At 70.9% G+C, this 19,190-nt stretch carries 8 protein-coding genes and 1 pseudogene; 6 read left to right on the top strand and 3 right to left on the bottom strand.

Annotation, left to right across the window (positions count from 1 at the left end):
* Positions 1–127 precede the first annotated feature (127 nt).
* The 6 genes and pseudogenes from ACIQ1J_RS03485 to ACIQ1J_RS03460 all read left to right on the top strand — a co-directional run bounded on the left by ACIQ1J_RS03485 (position 128) and on the right by ACIQ1J_RS03460 (position 14,064).
* Entirely contained in the window at positions 128–7,357 is a 7,230-nt protein-coding gene (locus ACIQ1J_RS03485; RefSeq protein WP_403553714.1) for an amino acid adenylation domain-containing protein, read from the top strand.
* A 1-nt stretch (position 7,358) separates the two neighbouring features.
* A complete protein-coding gene (locus tag ACIQ1J_RS03480; protein ID WP_403553712.1) occupies positions 7,359–8,597 on the top strand; it encodes an FAD-dependent monooxygenase in 1,239 nt (412 codons plus the stop codon).
* Positions 8,594–9,472 carry an SDR family oxidoreductase gene (locus ACIQ1J_RS03475; RefSeq protein ID WP_403553710.1) on the top strand — a complete coding sequence of 293 codons (879 nt, stop codon included), beginning with the start codon at positions 8,594–8,596 and terminating at the stop codon, positions 9,470–9,472. Before ACIQ1J_RS03480 ends, ACIQ1J_RS03475 begins: the two co-directional genes overlap by 4 nt.
* 89 nt (positions 9,473–9,561) lie before the next feature.
* Positions 9,562–11,298, top strand: coding sequence for a phenylacetic acid degradation protein PaaN (gene paaN / locus ACIQ1J_RS03470; RefSeq protein ID WP_403553708.1), 1,737 nt, complete (start codon positions 9,562–9,564; stop codon positions 11,296–11,298).
* Positions 11,299–11,376: 78 nt separating this feature from the next.
* Positions 11,377–12,549 carry a LuxR C-terminal-related transcriptional regulator gene (locus tag ACIQ1J_RS03465; RefSeq protein ID WP_403553825.1) on the top strand — a complete coding sequence of 391 codons (1,173 nt, stop codon included), beginning with the start codon at positions 11,377–11,379 and terminating at the stop codon, positions 12,547–12,549.
* 173 nt (positions 12,550–12,722) lie between these two features.
* Positions 12,723–14,064, top strand: a pseudogene (locus ACIQ1J_RS03460) (NAD(P)/FAD-dependent oxidoreductase).
* An 816-nt stretch (positions 14,065–14,880) separates the two neighbouring features.
* Here the strand turns inward: ACIQ1J_RS03460 and ACIQ1J_RS03455 are convergent.
* The 3 genes from ACIQ1J_RS03455 to ACIQ1J_RS03445 form a co-directional block, all read right to left on the bottom strand.
* Positions 14,881–15,453: a hypothetical protein gene (locus tag ACIQ1J_RS03455; protein ID WP_403553706.1), complete on the bottom strand. Its 573-nt coding sequence runs from the start codon at positions 15,451–15,453 to the stop codon at positions 14,881–14,883.
* 710 nt (positions 15,454–16,163) lie between these two features.
* A complete protein-coding gene (locus ACIQ1J_RS03450) occupies positions 16,164–17,795 on the bottom strand; it encodes an MFS transporter (protein ID WP_403553704.1) in 1,632 nt (543 codons plus the stop codon).
* 87 nt (positions 17,796–17,882) lie between these two features.
* Entirely contained in the window at positions 17,883–18,896 is a 1,014-nt protein-coding gene (locus tag ACIQ1J_RS03445) for an NAD(P)/FAD-dependent oxidoreductase (RefSeq protein ID WP_403553823.1), read from the bottom strand.
* Positions 18,897–19,190: the final 294 nt, after the last annotated feature.

Genomic DNA, 19,190 nt, shown 5'->3' with positions numbered 1-19,190 from the left:
GTGTGACGTTTTCAACAAACTGCTCGAACGGGTAGTCATGTTAACCAGATCGGTCAGTAGGGTGCTCGATGGAGCGCGGACGGTTCCGGGCTTCGATGGCGGCCGAAATGAGTCGGCCGGAATTCCTGTGGAAGGTGTAGCGGTGACCCCTGATCATGGCTTTGCGCTTACTTCATTCCAACGGGACATCTGGGTGTCCGATTCCATCGGATATCCGGACCCACAGTTCAACGTCGTATTCGAGGAGGAGATCGGTACCGAGGTGGACACCGAAATCCTGAGAGGGTGCCTGGAGCGGGTCCTCACACGCAACGACGCCTTCTCCCTGCGCTTCGACGAACAGGACGGCATACCCGTCCAGTGGTTCCACGACGGCACCGACGACGAGGAGGAGGACGGCGCGGCCCCGGTGGCGGTCGTCGACTTCTCCGGCGCGAGCGACCCGGCCGCGGCACGCGCCGCCTGGCAGGCCCGCTCGCTGGCCCGGCCGTTCGTCCTGCGTCGCTCACGGATGTTCGCGGTCGCGATATTAACGACCGGTCACGGACCCGCGCGGCTGCATCTCAAGGCCCATCACCTCATAGCCGACGCCTGGGCGCTCAACCAGGTCAGCCTCCAGATGTGGGCGGAGTACGACCGCGTCCAGGCCGCCGGGAACGACCCCGGCGCTTCCACCGGCGGCGCACCGCGACCGCCGTCCTTCCGCCGCCTCGCCGAGGCGGACGTCGCCTACCGCAGGTCCACCGCCTACGAACGCGACCGTTCCTTCCACCGCACCGCACTGGAGGGCGTCGCCCCCGCTCTGTTCACGCGGAACCCTCTGCGGCCGGCCGACGCCGAACGGCCCCGGGTCCGCCACTCCTTCACCCTGGACGCCGAGCTGGCCACCCGCATCCGCCGGCAGGGCAGCTCCCCCTTCGCCTTCCTCTCCGCGGCCCTCGGCACGTATCTGGCGCGGATCCACCGCACCGAGGAGGTCGTCCTAGGCATCCCCTTCCGCAACCGGGCCACCGACGCCGAGCTCACCGCCGTCGGACAGCGCGCGAACAGCCTGCCGGTACGGGTCGCCCCGCGCCCCGGCGCCACCCTGCACCATCTCGCGCGACGCGTCCGGGCCGGTGCCGACGCCGTACGCGGCCACGAGCGGCTCGCCCTCGGCGACGTACTGCGCGATCTCCCGGCCGACGGGGACGGTTCCCGCAAGCTCTTCGACGTCACGCTCTCCTACATGCGCCACCCGCGCCCGGACGGCCGGGTCCACGCTGCCGTACTCGCCCCGGTGCACGTCCAGGACGCGCTGTCCGTCATGGTCAACGTCTCCGGTGACGACGGGGACCTGCACATCGACCTCGACGGCGCCCCCGACGTCTTCGATGACGACTTCCCGCTCGACGCCGTCGCCGGGCATCTGCTCACCCTGCTGGAGAGCGGCGTCGCCGAACCGGAGCGCCCGGCGGAAGAGCTGCCGCTGACGACCGAGGACGAGCGGCGCAGGCTCCTGGAGCAGAGCCGCGGCCCCGTCGTCGCCCACGCCCGGGACCGCACGCTGCACGACCTGATTGCCGAGCAGGCCGCACGGACACCCGACCGGATCGCCGTCCGGCCCTCGGACGGCTCCGCACCCCTCACCTACCGTGCGCTGGACACCCTCGCGAACCGGGTGGCGCACGGACTGCGGGCCCGGGGCATCGGCGCCGAGGACCGGGTCGCCGTGATGATGGAGCGCAGCCCTCAGCTGCTGGCCGTCCTGCTGGGAGTGCTCAAGGCAGGCGGCGCCTACGTGCCGGTGGACCCCGGCTACCCCGCCGAGCGCATCGCCCTGCTGCTCCGCGACAGCGGCGCTCGCGCGGTGCTCGTGGACGCGGGCTCGCCGCCTCCGCCGGCCGAGGACGGCGTCGTGGTGATCGGCGCCGGCGAACTGGCCGACGGCCCGGGCACGCCGCCGGAACCCGTCACGGACGCGCGCGGCCTCGCCTACGTCATCTACACCTCGGGCTCCACCGGCAGGCCCAAGGGCGTCATGGTCGAGCACCACTCGGTCGTCAACCGGCTGGCCTGGATGCAGAACCGCTACCCGATCGGCGACGACGACGTACTGCTGCAGAAGACGCCCATCTCGTTCGACGTCTCGGTGTGGGAGCTGTTCTGGTGGGCCGTCGAGGGCGCGAGCCTGTCGCTGCTGCCGCCGGAGGGCCAGAAGGACCCGCGCACCATCCTCGACGCCCTGGCCCGGCACAGGGTCACCACCGCGCACTTCGTTCCCTCCATGCTCGGGCCGTTCCTGGACCTGCTGGAGGTCCGCCCCGACCTGCGCCAGGAAGCGGCTTCGCTGCGCCGGGTCTTCTGCAGCGGAGAGGCACTGCCCGCCGCACTCGTCGAGCAGTTCAACCGAGTCTTCGACGGGGCGGGGCGGCCGCCGCTGCTGGTGAACCTGTACGGGCCGACCGAGGCCACCGTCGACGTGTCCTTCCACGACTGCCCCGCCGGCCCCGAGGCCTCCGTGACCCGGGTGCCCATCGGCCGCCCCGTCGACAACACCCAGCTGTACGTGCTGGACGCGCACGGAAACCTCCAGCCCGGCGGCGTACCCGGCGAACTCTGCATCGGCGGTGTCCAGGTGGCCCGAGGCTATCTGGACCGCCCCGAGCTGACCGCGGAGAAGTTCACCGACGACCCGTTCGCACCCGGAGGCCGCGTCTATCGCACCGGCGACCTGGCCCGGTGGCTGGCGGACGGCACCGTGGAGTACCTCGGCCGGATCGACGGGCAAGTGAAGATCCGCGGCAACCGGGTGGAGCTGGGCGAGGTGCAGAACCAGCTCGCCCAGGTGGCCGGGGTGCGCACCGCCCTGGTCGTGGACCACCACTCCACCGCGCGCGGTACCTACCTCGTCGCCTACTACGTCTCCGACGCGGAGCTGGACGTACGACGGCTGGACGCCGAACTCCGTGCCGTCCTGCCCGCCTTCATGGTGCCCGCCCACTTCGTACGGATCGACCGGGTGCCGCTGACACCCAACGGCAAGGCCGACCGGCGCGCCCTGCCCGCACCGGTGACCGCGCCCGAGAGCGCCCCGGCCACCGCGCGCAATCCCGTCGAGGAGACGATCGCCGCGATCTGGGCCGACGTGCTCGGCCGGGACGCCGTCGGTATCGACGAGGACTACTTCGCGCTCGGCGGCGACTCCATCACCGTGCTCCGGGTGCGCGCGCTGGCCGAGAAGCAGGGCATTCACTTCACGCTCGACGATGTGGTGAGCCACCCCACGGTGGCGGCGCTGGCCGAACGCGCCACCACCGGAGCGGCCGGTGGGTCCCGGCGGCTGGAGCCGTTCGAGCTGGTCTCCGGGGTGGACCGGGCCCGCCTGGCGGGCCGGGAGGACGCCTATCCGCTCACCCGCCTCCAGCTCGGCCTGATCTATCACAGCCGGGCCCAGGAGGACTCCGCCGTCTACCACGACGTCTTCCGGTACAGCTTCACCTTCGGATGGGATGCGGAAAGGTTTGAGCAGGCGTTCGCGCGCCTGGTCGCCCGGCATCCCGTCCTGCGCTCCGCCTTCGACCTCGGAGGCTTCTCCGAACCGTTGCAGATCGTGGACCGCACGGCTGCGCACGGTCTGCGCATCGTCGACCTCCGCGACCACGACGAGGCGGAGGCGGAAGCGGAGATCGGCGCCCATGTCGACGAACGCCGCTACTGGCGCTACGACATGGAGCAGGCACCCCTCTACCACTTCCGGGTGCACGTGCGGCCGGAGACCGTGGAGCTGGTGCTGAGCTTCCACCACGCGATCCTCGACGGCGGCAGCGTCGCCAACCTGGTGCGGGAGCTGCTCCAGGACTACCTCCACAGCCTGGGCCTGGACATCCCGGCCGTCCCCGTACGGGAGCTGCCCTCGGCCGCCCACCACGTGCTCGCCGAGCGCAACGCGCTGGAGTCAGGGCCGAGCAAGGAGTTCTGGACCGGCTACCTCAAGGACGCCGAACTGCTCCGCCTGGAATCCTTCCGGCAGCACGAGGCGCCCGGCCCGGACGACCTGATCACCCGCGTCGTCGACCTGCCGGACGAACTCACCGCCGACGCGCGCGCCTTCGCCGCCGGCCGCCAGCTGACCATGAAGTCCGTACTGTTCGCGACGCACGTCCTCGCGCTCCGCCTGTACTCCGGCACCGAGGACGTCACCACCGGCCTGGTCACCCACGGACGTCCCGAGTACGAGGATGCCGAGCGCACCGCCGGCCTGTTCCTCAACACCCTCCCGGTCCGCGTCGACACCGCCCAGCCCACCTGGGCCGACGTGGTCGAGGAGGCGCTCCGCCAGGAACGGGTCACCTACCCCCACCGCCGCTACCCGCTCAGCGCCGTCCAGGAGGACCTCGGCGTCACCGTCCTGGAGACGGCCTTCAACTACATCCACTTCCGGCAGCTGACCGAGGTGTTCGCGCTGCCCGGCGTCGCCATGCACTCCTTTCGGACCTGGGAGGAGACCAACTTCCAGCTTCTGGTCAACGCCATGACCGACCCGGTCGACGGCCGGATCCAGCTCCGGATCGACTGCCACGGACGCACCTTCACCCCGGCCCAGGCCGACCTGTACGCCGAAGGCTTCACCGCCGTCCTGGCGCACCTGGTCCGCCACCCCGACGAACCGGCCGATCCCGGACTGCTGGAGCTGCCGGCCGCCGCTCCCGCACCCGGACGCACCGCGGCCGAGCCGTTCATGGACGTGGTCGCCGCCGTACGGGAGCAGACGCTGCGCACCCCGGGCGCGAGGGCCGTGGCCCACGGCCGGGAGAGCCTCACCTACGCCGAACTCGGCGAGGTCTCCGACCGGGTGGCGCGCCGGCTGATCGCCCTCGGCGCCCGGCCCGGCGACCGGATCGGCATCGCCATGAACCGCTCACCGGAGACCGTCACCGTGATCCTCGGTGTGATGAAGGCGGGCGCCGCGACCGTACCGCTGGACCTCGCCTATCCGGTCGAGCGGCTCCTGGACATGGTGGCGCAGGCCCATCCCTTCCGGATCATCACCGGCGCCGAGCAGCCGGAGGGCCTCGGGAGCGTCTCGCCCCTGGTCCCCGCCGCCGAACTGCTCGCCGCCGGGCCCGACGAAGGCGACGACGCCTCGGCGGAGCCGCGCCGGATCGCGCCGGAGGACACGGCGTACATCCTCTTCACCTCCGGATCCACGGGCCGGCCCAAGGGAGTCGTCCAGTCCCACCGGACGCTCGGCCGCCTGATCGCCTGGCAGAACAGCATCCCCAGCGGCGTCGTGGGAGGCGTCACCGCGCAGTACGCGCCGATGAGCTTCGACGTCTCCTTCCAGGAGATCTTCTCCACGCTCTGCGGCGGCGGCACCCTGGTCGTCCTGGCCGAGGAGCAGCGCCGCGACATGCCGGCCCTGCTGCGGCTGCTCGACGAGGAGCGCGTCCAACGGGTGTGCCTGCCCTACGTGGCGCTCCAGCAGCTCGCCGAGACCTCCCAGGCACTGAGCCTGGTACCACACCATCTCAAGGCGCTGCTCTCCTCCGGGGAGCAGCTGCGGGTCACCGACGAGATCCGCCGGCTGTGCGCCGAGGTGCCCGGGATCATCCTGGAGAACCAGTACGGGCCTACCGAGTCGCACGTCGTCACCAGTCACACCATGACGGGTGATCCCGCCGCCTTCCCGGCGATGCCTCCCATCGGCACCGCCATCGACGGGAGCCGGGCCCTGGTCCTGGACGCCCGGCTGCGACCGATGCCCGCCGGCGTGAAGGGCGAGATCCACCTCGCCGGATCCTGCCTGGCCGACGGCTATGTGGGACTGCCCGAACTGACCGAGGAGCGCTTCCTGCCGCACCCCTTCGGGGCTCCCGGCGAGCGGCTCTACCGGACCGGTGACCTCGGCTTCACCCTCCCGGGGGGTGAGATCGTGTGCCTGGGCCGGGCGGACTCCCAGGTCAAGATTCGCGGCTACCGCGTGGAGCCCTCGGAGGTGGAGCTCGCGATCACCGGCTTCCTCGGCGACCACTTGGGCCTGACCGAAGCGGCCGTCGTCGCCCGCCGGCGCCGGGACGACGAGTCGCTTCTGGCCGCCTTCCTGGTCGGGTGGTTCTCCGACGCCGGGCGGGACCTGCTGGATAAGCAACTGCGCACGGTGCTGCCCGAGTACATGGTGCCCTCGTACTACCAGGTCGTGGGTGCCCTGCCCCTCACCCCGAGCGGGAAGCGGGACGACGCGGCGCTGAGGCGGGTTCCGCTCGCCGCGAGCACGGCGCACGACGTCACACCGCCGCGCGACGCCTACGAACACACACTCGCCGACATCGTCCGCGACCACCTCCAGCTGTCCGAACTCGGAGTCCACCAGAACTTCTTCGACCTGGGCGGCACCTCGCTCACCGCGATGCGGCTGGTGGTCGTGATCGAGCAGCGCTACGGCATCAACGTCCCCATGTCGGAGTTCGTCGCCGCGCCGACCGTCGCGTCCCTCGCCGCCAGGCTGCGCTCCGGCGGGGCCGAGGGTGTGTTCGATCCGCTTGTCCCGATTCGCGAGAACGGCACCAAGCGGCCGATGTTCTTCGTCCACCCCATGGGCGGCAACGTGCTCTGCTATCTCCGGTACGCCGCCCATCTCCCGGACGACCAGCCGTTCTACGCGCTCCAGGCGGCCGGTGTCGACGCCGGCACCGAACCGCTCCGTACGGTCGAGGAGATCGCCGCCCGCTACATCGAGTCCATCCGGCGCGTCCAGTCCACCGGCCCCTACACCATCGGCGGCTGGTCCTTCGGCGGGTTCGTGGCCTTCGAGATCGCCCGCCAGCTGCGGGCGGCAGGGGAGCGGCTCCAGCGCCTGGTCCTGCTGGACACGACGGCGCTCAACCCGGGCCGCCGGCTCACCACTGACGACGACGCGCTGCTCGGCTGGTTCTTCTGGGAGCTGCTGTGGCTCCAGCGGGGCGGGGACTCGCCCATGGAGCTGATCCCTGTCGAACTGACCACGCTGGAGGAGAAGTTCGACTTCATCGCTCAACTCGCCATCGACGAAGGTGTGCTCCCTGGCGGCAGTACCGGCACGATCGTGCGGAGGCTGTTCCGGGTGTACGAGGCGAACTGGCGGGCGGCGTTCGACTACCGCCCCGATCCGGTCGAGCAGGACATGGTGCTCATCCGGGCCACCGAGCCGCTGCCCGCGGTCCTCGACACCATGCACACCGCGATCGACAGCATGCACAAGGACCCGTCCAACGGGTGGCGGGAGCGCACGAGCGGCAAGCTCGACGTCGTCCTCGTCCCCGTAGACCACCTGACCATCATGGAGGAGCCGCACATCGGCCACATGGTCAGGACCGTCGACGAACTGATCGGGCACTGAGATGACAACACTGCGAACCGACCATCGGACATCGGGCGGATCCGGCGGGGGCCCGCGGCGCAAGGCCCTCGTCATCGGCGCCGGGATCGGCGGGCTCACCGCGGCCGTCGCGCTGCGCGCGGCGGGCCTCGACGTCGAGGTCCACGAGCGCGCGGGCGAACTGCGGGCCGCCGGATCAGGGCTCTCCGTGATGAGCAACGCCATCGCCGCCCTGGACTCGCTCGGCCTCGGCATCGACCTGGCCAAGCGCGGCAGCGTGCTGGAGTCGTACCACGTCCGCACCGCCAGGGGCCGCCTCATCCGCGAGTTCCCGTTCCCGGAGATCATCGGCAGACTGGGCGTACCCAGTGTGCTGATCACCCGCTCCGACCTCCAGCAGGCCCTGCTCGACGCCGCGTCGGGCATCCCGATCACCCTCGGTGCTCAGGCCACCGGATACGAGAGCGAGGCCGGCGGAGGCGTACGCGTCCGCTTCGCGGACGGCACCGATGCGCGCGGGGACGTCCTCATCGGCGCCGACGGCTTCAACTCGGTGGTCCGCCGCCAGCTGACCGGCATCGAGGAGTCCATGGACAGCGGATACATCTGCTGGCTGGCCGTCGTCCCCTTCTCCCACCCCCACTTCGCACCCGGGTCCGTCACCCACTACTGGGGCAGCGGCAGCCGTTTCGGCCTCGTCGACATGGGAGGCGGACGCCTGTACTGGTGGGGCACCAAGAACATGCCCACCGAGGAGTCCCACGGCTGGAAGGGCTGCAAGGCCGACGTGCAGCGGGCCTACGCGGGGTGGGCCGACGTCGTCCAGGAAGCCGTCCGGGTCACCCCCGAGGAGGACATCCTCGCCGTGCCCTCCCGGGACCGGGTCTTCCTGGAGCGCTGGGGCGAGGGCCCCGTCACGCTCCTCGGCGACGCCGCGCACCCGATGCTCACCAGCCTGGGCCAGGGCTCGTGCATGGCCATCGAGGACGCCGTCGTACTCGGCCGCAGGCTGGCCGGTGCCACCGATCTGCCGGCGGCGCTGCGCCGCTACGAGGACGACCGCCGTGAGCGCACCCGCGCCCTGGTCGCCGCATCCCGCGCCATCAGCACCTTCGAACAGTCCGAGAACCCCGTCCGCAGGCCGGTCCGGGACGCCTACTTCAAGTTCCTGCCGAAGCGACGGCTGGTCCGCACCCTGGAGAGCGCCCTCACCTACCCCGCCGTCACGCCCGGCCGGCCCGAACCGAAGGAGCGACCATGACCTACCGATCGGCGAAGTCCCTCCCGCCCGGGGACAAGCACGTTCTGGTGACGGGCGCTTCCTCGGGCCTCGGCCACACCTGCGCACTGCAGCTGGCCCGGGTCGGCTTCCAGGTCTTCGCCGGCGTCCGCAGGACGCGCGACGGCGAAGAGCTGGCGGCCCTGTCCCCCTCCGGGCGCATCCGGCCCGTCCACATCGACGTCACCGACGAGGAGTCGGTGGCCGCCGCCGTCAAGGAGGTCGCCGCGGAGACCGGCGGATCCGGGCTCTGGGGCCTCGTCAACAACGCTGGCATCGCGGTGTCCGCGCCGCTGGAGTGCGTCACCCCGCAGCGGATGCGGCAGCAGCTCGACACCAACGTCATCGGTCAACTGGCCGTCATCCAGGGATTCCTGCCGCAGCTGCGGCGCTCCGGTGGCCGCATCGTCAACGTGACCTCCGGCCTGGGCAGCGTCGCGCTGCCCTTCCTCGGGGCCTACGCGGCGGCCCAGTTCGCCAAGGAGGCGATGTCGGACGTGCTGCGGCGGGAACTGCGCGGGGCCGGTGTCGGCGTCTGCGTCGTCCAGCCGGGGGCGATCATGACGCCGATCTGGGCCAAGCTCACGGCCGGCGCCCGGAGCGACTTCGACGACCTGCCCCAGGCGGTCAGCGAGCCCTACCGCACCGCGTTCGGACACTTCCTCGACGCGAACGAGCAGCAGACCGCGACCGGCACCAGCGCCGAGGACTTCGCCCGTACGGTCTACCGGGCGCTGACGGCCGCCCAACCCCGAACCCGCTACCAGGTGGGCAAGGACGCCCGTTCCTTCCACGTCCTCAAGCGGGTGCTGTCGGACCGGGCGCTGGACCGGCGCTTCCGGGCCCGTACCGACTGACCGCTCCGATGCCGGGCCGGCGGAACCACCGCGTCCCGCCGGCCCGGCGTACCGACGTCCCGACCGTTCCGGCCCCTGGAGGCAACCGCATGACCACCGCCCGGTCCGTAAGAGCAGCCGCCGAAGCGGCACAGGACCTGCTGACGCGTCACCGAGCTTCACTCGAACGTGCCGTCACGGCGATCCGCACCAGGGAGTACTGGTCCCCGTACCCGGACGAGGCCGCCGCCTACGGAGAGCTCGCCCGGACGGCGGGCGACGAGGCCTTCCACCGGTTACTGGGCCAGGAGTTCGCCTCGGACCAGCCGGGCCGGGACGGTTCGGTCGGGCCAGGTCCCGAGGACGGCGGCGAGTCCTCCCCGTACGGATTCGGACTGGGCATCACCTACGCGCACGCCGACCCCGACGTCCTGCTGCCGGCCATGGAGGCCGCGATGGCGGGATGGCGGGAAGCGGGTCCGTGGGGACGCGCCGCGGTATGTGCCGAGATCCTCCGACGGATCAATGCGTGCTCCTTCGAACTCGCCTGCGCGGCCGTGCACACCAGCGGCCACAACTTCCTGATGGCCTTTCACGCCGGAGCCGTGCACGCCCAGGACCGGGGGCTGGAAGCGGTCGCCTACGCACTGTCCGAGCAGACCCGGATGCCCACCGAGGTGACCTGGAGCAAACCCATGCCCGACGGCCGGGTGTTCTCCCTGGCCAAGACCTTCACCGTGGTCCCGCGCGGGGTGAGCCTGGTGGTCGCCAACCGGGTCTTTCCCACCTGGAACGGCTACCCAGGCCTCTTCGCCTCGCTGGCCACCGGCAACGCCGTGCTCGTCAAGCCGCACCCGGGGGCCGTCCTCCCGCTCGCGCTGACCGTCCGCATCGCCCGCGAGGTGCTGCGGGAGTCCGGCTTCGACCCGAATCTCGTCGCGCTGGCCCCCGAACGTCCGGGCGAACGGCTGGCCGCGACCCTCGCGCTCCGTCCCGAGGTACGCATCGTCGACTACGCCGGGACATCGGAATTCGGCGAGTGGCTGGAGGCCAACGCCCGGCAGGCCCGGGTCTTCACCGCCAAGTCGGCGGTCAACTCCCTTCTCGTCGAGTCCACCGCCGACTACCGCGGCATGCTGCACAACCTCGCCTTCTCGCTGGCCCTGTACAGCGGCCAGCTGTGCACCAGCCCGCAGAACCTGCTCGTACCCCGTGGCGGGATCGCGACGGACGAAGGCCACCGGACGTACGCCGAGGTGGTGCGGGACCTCGCGGCCACGGTCACCGCTCTGCTCACTGAGGACGCGTCCGCGATCGCGGTGCTCGGTGCGTTGGTAGGGCCCGACGTCCTGGAGGACGTCGAGCACGCGGCCTCCGGCGCCATCGGGCCGGTGGTTCTGGCGCCGCGTACCGTGGCGCACCCCGACCACCCGCAAGCGACCCTGCGCACCCCGGTCCTGGTCGCGCTGGACGCCTCCCGGGAGGAGAGCCACAAGACGTTCGGGCGGGAGTGGTTCGGGCCGGTCGGCTTCGTGGTGGCCGTGGACTCGGCCGCGCACGGGGCCGAGGTGCTGGGCGCCGTGACCCGGCGGGCCGGTGCGCTGACCGTCGGTGTCCACACCACGTCTCCCGAGGTCGAGGCCTTGGTCGCCGAGGTGTGCGAACGCGCCGGGGTGATGCTCTCGGTGAATCTGATGGGCGACTGGTTCCTCACTCAGTCCGCCGTCTACTCCGACCTGCACGGCACCGGCCTCAACCCCTCCGGCAACTCCGTCTACTGCGACGGCGCCTACGTGGCCGAACGCTTCCGCACCGTAGGAGTGCGCCGCTACGGCGACGCCCGCTGACCGCCGCCCCGGAGGGGTTTCGACCCCGACCGCACGGACCGCGCCGGCACCACCCGGCCCCGACGAGGAGAGAGCCCCCTGTCCAGCACTCTGCCCGCTCTGCCCCAGCGCGGAAGGGAATCCGAGACCCGTCGTGTGTACGAAGCGCTCGACTGCGCCTGCACAGGCGGCAACGCCCTGATGTACGTGGTCGGCCCCCGGGGAATGGGTAAGACCAGGATGCTCCAGGAGGCGGCGGAGACCGCGCGCAGGCGGGGATTCCGCCTGCTGCGCGGGGAGGTTCCGGCAGCCACGCCCGGTGACTCCGTGCCCACTCTCGTCGTTGTCGACGAACCCTTCCGCCCCGGCAGCGGGCTGGGCCGAGAAGGCCCTGGCCCCCGCCCGTCCAGCCACACGGTGTGGATGACGGCCTCCCCGGCGGGCACGCCTCCGCGCCGGGCCGACGGCATCGACGCGTCGCCCTTCCTCTGCACGACGCGCCTGGTGCTGGGCCCGTTGTCCCGGGGAGCCGCCCGTGAGCTGGCGTCCGACCTCCTCGACGCGCGGCTCGACGGACCGCTGCTGCGGCTGCTGGAACAGGTCGGCGGGCACCCCGGACTGCTGATCGAATTTGTGCGCGGGCTGCAGGAGGAGGGCAGCGTGCGGACCGTGTCCGGGGTGGCCGAACTGGTCACCTCCCGCGTTTCGGAACAGGCCGGCTTCTACGTCCGGGACACCCTCGCCGTTTCCTCCGGCCTCTGCCGTCAGTTGCTGTGCCTGATGGCCGTGCTGGACGACGGGTGCGGCCCCAAGACGCTGGCCCGACTCCTGGGCACCTCCACCGCCGCCCTCATCCCGGTACTGGAGGAGGCGTACGCGACCGGCCTGCTCCATGACCAGGGCGGTGCCCCCGCCTTCGTCAGCCTGCTCGTGCGCTGCCTGGTTGCGGAAACGGTCCCCCAGGTGCTGCGGACCGCGTTGCGCCGCGAGCGGGCCGCCCTGGGCGGGCCGACGGCGCCCCCGCCGCCCCTCGACGAATGGGCGGGCCCCGAGCTCGATGAGCGGCAGCGCCTGCTGCTGCGGCTGGTGGCCGAGGGGCTGACCAACCAGGAGATGGCCGGACGCCTCCAGCTGTCCCCCCACACGGTCAACTACCACCTCCGCAAACTGTTCCGGACGTTCGGCGTGGGCTCCAGGATCGACCTGCTCAACGCCGCCGTGCGGGCAGGCGTCCCCGTCGCTCCGGACCTGTGGGACCCGGAGCCGCGCTGATCGCACCGCACCCGCCCGATTCCGTAACCCGTATCCCTGCCCGACGGAGAGACGCTGTGACCGATCTGGTTCTGCCCCGTACCTGGCCGCACCACGACGCCCCCGCTCCCCACCACCGCTCCGGATGGTTGCACGACGCCCTGGCGCACGAGCCGGATGACGGCCGTTCACCGATGCTGGAGGATGAACTGCGCTGCGACGTCTGCATCGTGGGCGGCGGTTTCACCGGCCTCTGGACGGCTCTGGAGATCGCTCGCAGGGCTCCCGGTACCGACGTGGTGCTGATCGATGCGGACCTTTGCGGCAGCGGCGCGAGCGGCGCCAACGCCGGCTTCCTGATGCCGATGTGGGCACGGTTCAGCAGCCTCGTCGCCCTCAGCGGCCCGGAGGAGGCCCGCTGGATAGGGGAGGCCTCGGCCCGGGCGGTCGACGAGATCATCGACTTCGCCGACGAGTACGCCATCGACATCGGGCACCGGCGCGGACCGTGGCTGCTCGCGGCGTCGTCCCCGGCGCAGCGCGGCTCCTGGCGGCAGACCCTGGAGGACCTGCACCGCGCCGGCGTCGAGCCACTGCACCAGGTCTCCGTGACCGAGGCACGCGAAGCTGTCGGCGTCGAGAGCCACTACGGCGGATTGATCGACCCGGGCTGCGCCACACTGCAGCCCGCCGAGCTCGCCCGCGGGCTGCGCCGGGTCGCCCTGGACGCCGGGGTGCGCATCCACGAGCGCACCCCCTTGCTCGCCCTGCGCCCGGGCCCGCGGACCCGGGCGGTCACCCCGTACGGGAGCGTCCTCGCCGACAAGGTGGTGCTGGCCATCAACGCTTGGGCGTCCTCCCTGGAAGACCTGGGCCGCACCATGGTGACCTTAGCCAGCGACACCCTGCTGACCGCGCCGATCGCCGACGAGCTGGACGCCCTGGGATGGGACGACGGCACCTCGGTCTGCGACGCCCGGCGGCGGCTGAACTATTACCGCAGGACACCGGACGGCCGACTGCTGTTCGGCAAGGGCGGTGCCGGGATGGCCTACGGTGGCTCCGCGCCGAGTACCCAGTGGGGGCCGCCCCCTGCGGATGGCCGAGATGCGCCGCCACCTCGTTCGGCTCTTCCCCTCCCTCGCCGACGCGCCCGTGGCCTCGTCGTGGACCGCCCCCGTCGAGTACTCCGTCACCTCACTGCCCTTCGCGGGCTGGCTTCGCTCCGTCCCGAACGCCTGCTACGCGACCGGCTACTCCGGCGACGGGGTGGGGCCCTCGCGGCTGATGGCCCGAATCCTCGCCTCGTTCGCCCTCGGCGTTACCGACGACTGGAGCCGCTCGGCCTTGGCCCGCACCCCGGGCGGCTGGATACCGCCGGACCCGCTGCGGTCCGCCGGAGCGGGCGTCCTGCTGCCCGCGCTCCGCGCCGTAGAGAACCATGAGGACCGGGGCGGGCGGACTCCCGCCCTGCTCAAGCGTCTCGTCTCGACCGATCCCTCAGCCTTCCGTTCCGGCCGGGGCGGCAAGCGCTGACCGGGGCCGCCGATCGGCAGCACACCCCTCAGCGCGGAAGCGTCGCCGGGGAGCCGCCGTTCGTCTCGTACCGTGCGACCGCCAGCGCCTGGTAGATCGGTCTCGACCGCCCGGCCCCACCACTGCCTCATCTCATCGCCTCCAGCTTGACTCTGTCAGGGATCTTGCAGTTTTCCGGTGTCACAGCACGATCGACGGTCATGCTCGGGTAGTTCCGCCGACCGATGCAGCTGTCGAGGTTCCCCTTCAATTCCGCTACGGAACGTAGCCGCACCTTGGGTTGGTAAGGGTGTGAGGGGGCTCACGAAGATTGCCGCAGCCTGGGATGACGCGTTGCCTCTCGAATATGGCGCCGCCCTACGCCTCGGTGACTGTGGTCGCTTGAAGTGAAGGGGAAGAGGGACTTACTGGTGCAGTGAACGCTGCACGGTCCCCGTTCCAGCCGGATCGAGGAGGATGGAGCCGGATGGAAACGGGAGGCTATGTCCGTTGTTTTGGCATCGTCGCAGGTGAGACGCGTCTCCCTTTTGGGTTTGAGTCCCACCCGCCCCACCAGTTCCACCCTGCGGAAACGTTCTGACCTGCGGAAACGTGGTTTCGGAGGTGTTTTGCGTGTGGTGTTTGCCTCACGGGGGTGTGGCGAACGCGGGTCCTCGCGTGTCGAAGATGAGCTCTGAACGGCTTTGACCTGGGGTTTTTGGCGAAGCCTTCGTGGGAGCGTCGTGGAATGGTCCCACCCGCCCCACCGCGTGGGGTCCTTGCCCGGCACGTTCTGCGGTCCGAAGCCCTGTGGGCGAGGGGGGACGGTGTGAGGTCTCAGGACTTCCTTGACGGTTTGTCGTCAGGAGATCCTTGACGGTCCTTCTGGGTGCCCATGCCTTTGACGTAGAGCCTGGTGATCGGCCCGCGGCTCTTGCGGGGCCTGACAGCGAGTTCGTCCTCTCCGTGCAGGATCCGGTAGTGGGTGTCCTCGATGACGACGGTGACGATCTTTCCGGCATGCCGCGGGCCGAGCTTGATGAACTGGCCGTTGATCATGAAGCGGCCGCTCGCATGCACCTTGCGCTGGGCTCGGATGGCACCGGCCGGCAGTGGTGGAGGTGGCAGTGGGGACGTCGCCGTCCGCGCCCCGTGAATCTGCCCCAAACGGTCGGCCGGGACCGGGCAGGGCCACGTTCCCATCAGGGCGTCGTCGGCGATGGCGTGCATGAGATGTCCGTCGAGACGGAGGGTGATCGTGCGGCCAGCGAGGCCGAATCCGACCTGGTAGCGGCCGCCGGCCAGACAGACGATCCCGTCGCGATGGACCTTGCGGTCGACCTCGGCGCCGCTGCGCAGGTGCGCGATGGACGCTTCGCCAACCGCTGGATTCCATTGCCACGGGTACAACCCCGTGAACACCTCGAACCGGTTGATCAGACGCAGCCGCGGTTCGATCGTCGAAGCCTTCAGGAACCGGGCGTGTTGTTGCCGGCCCCCAGCCCTCCTTCATCGCCGTGAACACCGTTGACTCCGGGGCCAGGTGTACGACGTTCGGAGCGAGGAGGAGACGCGCCGAACCGGGTGCCTCAGCGACCATGGCGGCTGTTGTGTCAAACGCATCAATGTTGCGTCTGTCGCCACCGTCCTGGTCGCGGCTCCACTGCGACGCCGACATGGCAAGGGAGTTGGGGAGTGATCAGCGGAAACGGCGGTTCTGGCGAGCCGCAGGATGTTGCATCAACTGCAATTCATCGCGTTTTCGTACTTGCTCCACGCCCTGGTCCCGGCGCGGTAAGGCTCCGACAGCCTCTTGAAGCACAGGCCTTCCAGGCCGGCGGATGTCCAGGTGAGCCAGTCCCGCGCTGTGGCGGCGTTTGCAGCGACCGCCGCTGTCACCTCACGGCCCTTGGCCTCCGGGCCGCTCCGGAGGAGAGCCCTGGGGCTGCCCCGGGGGCCAAGGGCGGTGAGGTGTTCCGGCAGAGGATCCGCGTGGCCGTGGACTGCTGGACCACGCCCGCGCCCTGCGCGTCCCGCGCCGCCGGGCCCTGCCCGACGTGCCTGGCGGGCGATCAGGCGGAGGCGGTGCCCGGCAATCCAGTGGACGCCCCGCCGACGCTCTAGCGGGTGGACCCGGTGTGCTCCCGCACAGTCGCCGCCTCGCTCGCCGCCGTCCCGGCCCCCGGTTCGGCGCTCTTCCTCGCGAACCCGCGCCGGCCCGGCAGGACCGCAAGGACGATCAGCGTTCCGGCGGCCATGATGATCCCGCCTATGAGGCTGGTCTGGGCGACGCCGTGGGCGAAGGCCTGGTGGACGGCGTCCAAGGCGGCCTGGGCCTGCTGGGGCCCGGCGGAGGGGTCCTGTGCGACTCGCTCCGCGACGGCCAGGCCGCCACCGACCGAGTCCTTGGCGACCTCCATCGCCTCCGTCGGGAGCCGGTTGCCCACTAGGTCGGTCAGCTCGTCCCGGTAGGCCGTGCCCAGCAGCGAGCCCAGCACCGCGATGCCCAGCGCTCCGCCCAGCTCGAGCGCGGTGTCGTTGACACCGCCGCCGACGCCCAGCTCGGACTCGGGGAAGGAGCCCATGATCGTGTCGGTCGCCGGGGAGATGGCCAGTCCGAGCGCGAGGCCCAGCATCATCAGCGGCGCCAGGAAGTCCCCGTACGTCGACCCCTTGTCGATCTGGGTGAGCAGGAGCATGCCCGCTGTGCCGATGGCCAGGCCGGTCACGGCCATCACCCTCACCCCGAGCTTCGGGGCGAGCATCCCGGTCACCGCGGACCCGAGGAACACCGCACCGCCCAGCGGCAGCAGCCGTACACCCGTGTCCAGTGCGCCGTAGCCGAGGACGAACTGCAGGAACTGCGTCGCGTAGTAGATCACGGCGAACATGCCGAAGAAGAAGAACATCACCGCGAGCATCGAGCCGCTGAAGGGCCGCAGCGCGAACTTCCGGACGTCCAGCATCGGGTGCGGGTGCCGCAGCTCCCAGGTGACGAAGGCGACCAGACCGGCACCGGCGACCACGGCGGCGGTGACGGGGCCGATGCCCCAGCCGGCGTGCGGGCCTTCGATGGCGGCGTAGATCAGGGAGCCGACGGTGACGATCGACAGCAGACCACCGACGTAGTCGATCCGGCCCATGCCCTCCGCCTTGGACGGCGGTACCAGGGCGAGCGCGCCGAACACGGCGAGGACGGCGATCGGCACGTTGATCAGGAAGGTCGAGCCCCAGGCGTGGTCCTCGAGCAGCCAGCCGGAGACCAGCGGGCCGACGGCTACCGCCACCCCGGAGGTCGCGGCCCAGGCGGTGATGGCCTTGGCCCGCTCGCTCCGGGGGAAGGTCGCGACCACCAGGGACAGCGTGGCCGGCATCACGACCGCGGCACCCACACCCATGATCGCGCGGGCCACGATGACCAGCGAGGTCTCGTCGACCATGCTCCCCATCACCGAACCGCCGGCGAAGATCAGCAGACCAAGGACCAGCGCGCCGCGCCGGCTGTACTTGTCGCCGATCGCGCCCAGCACCAGCATCAGCGCCGCGTACGGAACGGTGTAGCTGTCGACGACCCACTGCAGATCACTGCTGCTCAGGCCCAGGTCGGTGGTCATGTCGGGGGCGGCGACGATCAGCGACGTGTTCGCCATCACCGTGATCAGCAGGCTCAGGCACAGCACGAGGAGCGCCAACCAGCGCCGCGCGTACGGCCCGGCTATTTTCTCCACGGGGGTGTTTGCAAGGAAGGGCATCAGTAGCTCCTGAGAGGGGCGGGGCGGACGAGCGGAATCACTTGCTTGCTCGTGAGGGGAGCGGGCTGAGATCTCGGGGCTTCGAGATCACCCTGTGGCCCCGTTAGGGCTTCCCCCGGTGATCCTCTGGAGGGCCGCGTCGGTGTCCGCGGTGGCCAGCATCCTGTTGATGTAGTCACCGGCCAGTGCGCCGGCCGCCGCGGAGGCCCCGACCTGGGCGACCGGATCGGTGGCGTTGCCGGCCACCCACACACCCGGCACCTCGGTGGCACCGGCCATGCCGGAGGCGAAACCGCGGCCCGTCGGCAGGTCCTGCACCGGCAGGCCCAGACCTTCCAGGCCCTGGGTGCGGGTCTGCATCTGCGGGGTGACCGCGAGGACGCGGCGGGCCACGACCTGGCCGTCAGCCAGGCGCACCCCGGCGAGGGCACCGTCCTCGTCGTTGACGACCTCGGCGACCGGGGTGTCGATGACGCGGATGCCGCGAGCGGCGAAGCGGGCTCGGCTGTCCTCGTCCAGGTTGCCGTGGGTGAAGTAGGTCAGGTCCTCGGTCAGCTGACGGAACAAGAGCGCGTGGCCGATGGAGACCGGTCCGGTGGCGAGGATGCCGATGGGCTCATCACGCACCTCCCAGCCGTGGCAGTACGGGCAGTGCACCACACTGTGCCCCCAGTGCTCGGCGAGTCCGGGCACCTCCGGCAGCACATCCGTGAGTCCGGTGGCCACCAGGATGCGGCGAGCGGTGATGCCGCGGCCGTCGGCCAGGGTGACGGTGAACCGCAGGTCCCCGTCCGCCGACGGGGCGGCGGACTCGGCCGAGACCACCTCGCCGGACACGACGCGTCCGCCGTACTGGCGCACCTGCTCCCGGCCCCGTCGAAGGATCTCGAACGGCGGGGTGCCGTCCAGGACGATGAAGCCGTGCATGGCCTCCGCGGGCGCGTTGCGCGGGGAGCCGCTGTCGATCACGACGACCGAGCGGCGGGAGCGGGCGAGCATCAGCGCACCGTTCAGCCCCGCGGCACCCCCGCCGATCACCACCACGTCGACGGTCCCCTCGTCCAGTGCGTCGCTCGCGTACGCAGGAGTCGCCACAGCCATGGCCTCCTGCCTTCCCTTGTCAGTCATGGTTCGGTCAACCCTTCGAGTTCTGGGTGGATGGAGGGGCAGCCGTTCAGGAAGCCGAGGATGTGGTCGGCGACCGTCTTGGGCTGTTCGAGATGCAGGAAGTGCCCTGCACCGGCATTCGGACCGGGCCTGGCCGGCCTGGAAGGCGTCGCAACGCCGGGCGGCGCGGAGGAGTTCAAAGACTTGGGGCGCTCTCCATCGCGCCAGGTGTGCACGCAGCCTGTCCGATGAGCCCAGGACGGTTGTGTACTGAATCGTCAGAGACCT

This window comes from Streptomyces sp. NPDC097107, from assembly GCF_044762405.1.
GTDB lineage: Bacteria > Actinomycetota > Actinomycetes > Streptomycetales > Streptomycetaceae > Streptomyces > Streptomyces thinghirensis.
The sequence above is the reverse complement of the archived record's forward strand: the minus strand, read 5'-3'. Positions and strand labels throughout refer to the sequence as shown.

Coding starts and splice junctions, on each gene's coding strand:
- paaN (WP_403553708.1), top strand. CDS start 9,562: ATGACCACCGCCCGGTCCGTAAGAGCAGCCGCCGAAGCGGCACAGGAC.
- ACIQ1J_RS03450 (WP_403553704.1), bottom strand. CDS start 17,795: ATGCCCTTCCTTGCAAACACCCCCGTGGAGAAAATAGCCGGGCCGTAC.
- ACIQ1J_RS03475 (WP_403553710.1), top strand. CDS start 8,594: ATGACCTACCGATCGGCGAAGTCCCTCCCGCCCGGGGACAAGCACGTT.
- ACIQ1J_RS03480 (WP_403553712.1), top strand. CDS start 7,359: ATGACAACACTGCGAACCGACCATCGGACATCGGGCGGATCCGGCGGG.
- ACIQ1J_RS03445 (WP_403553823.1), bottom strand. CDS start 18,896: ATGGCTGTGGCGACTCCTGCGTACGCGAGCGACGCACTGGACGAGGGG.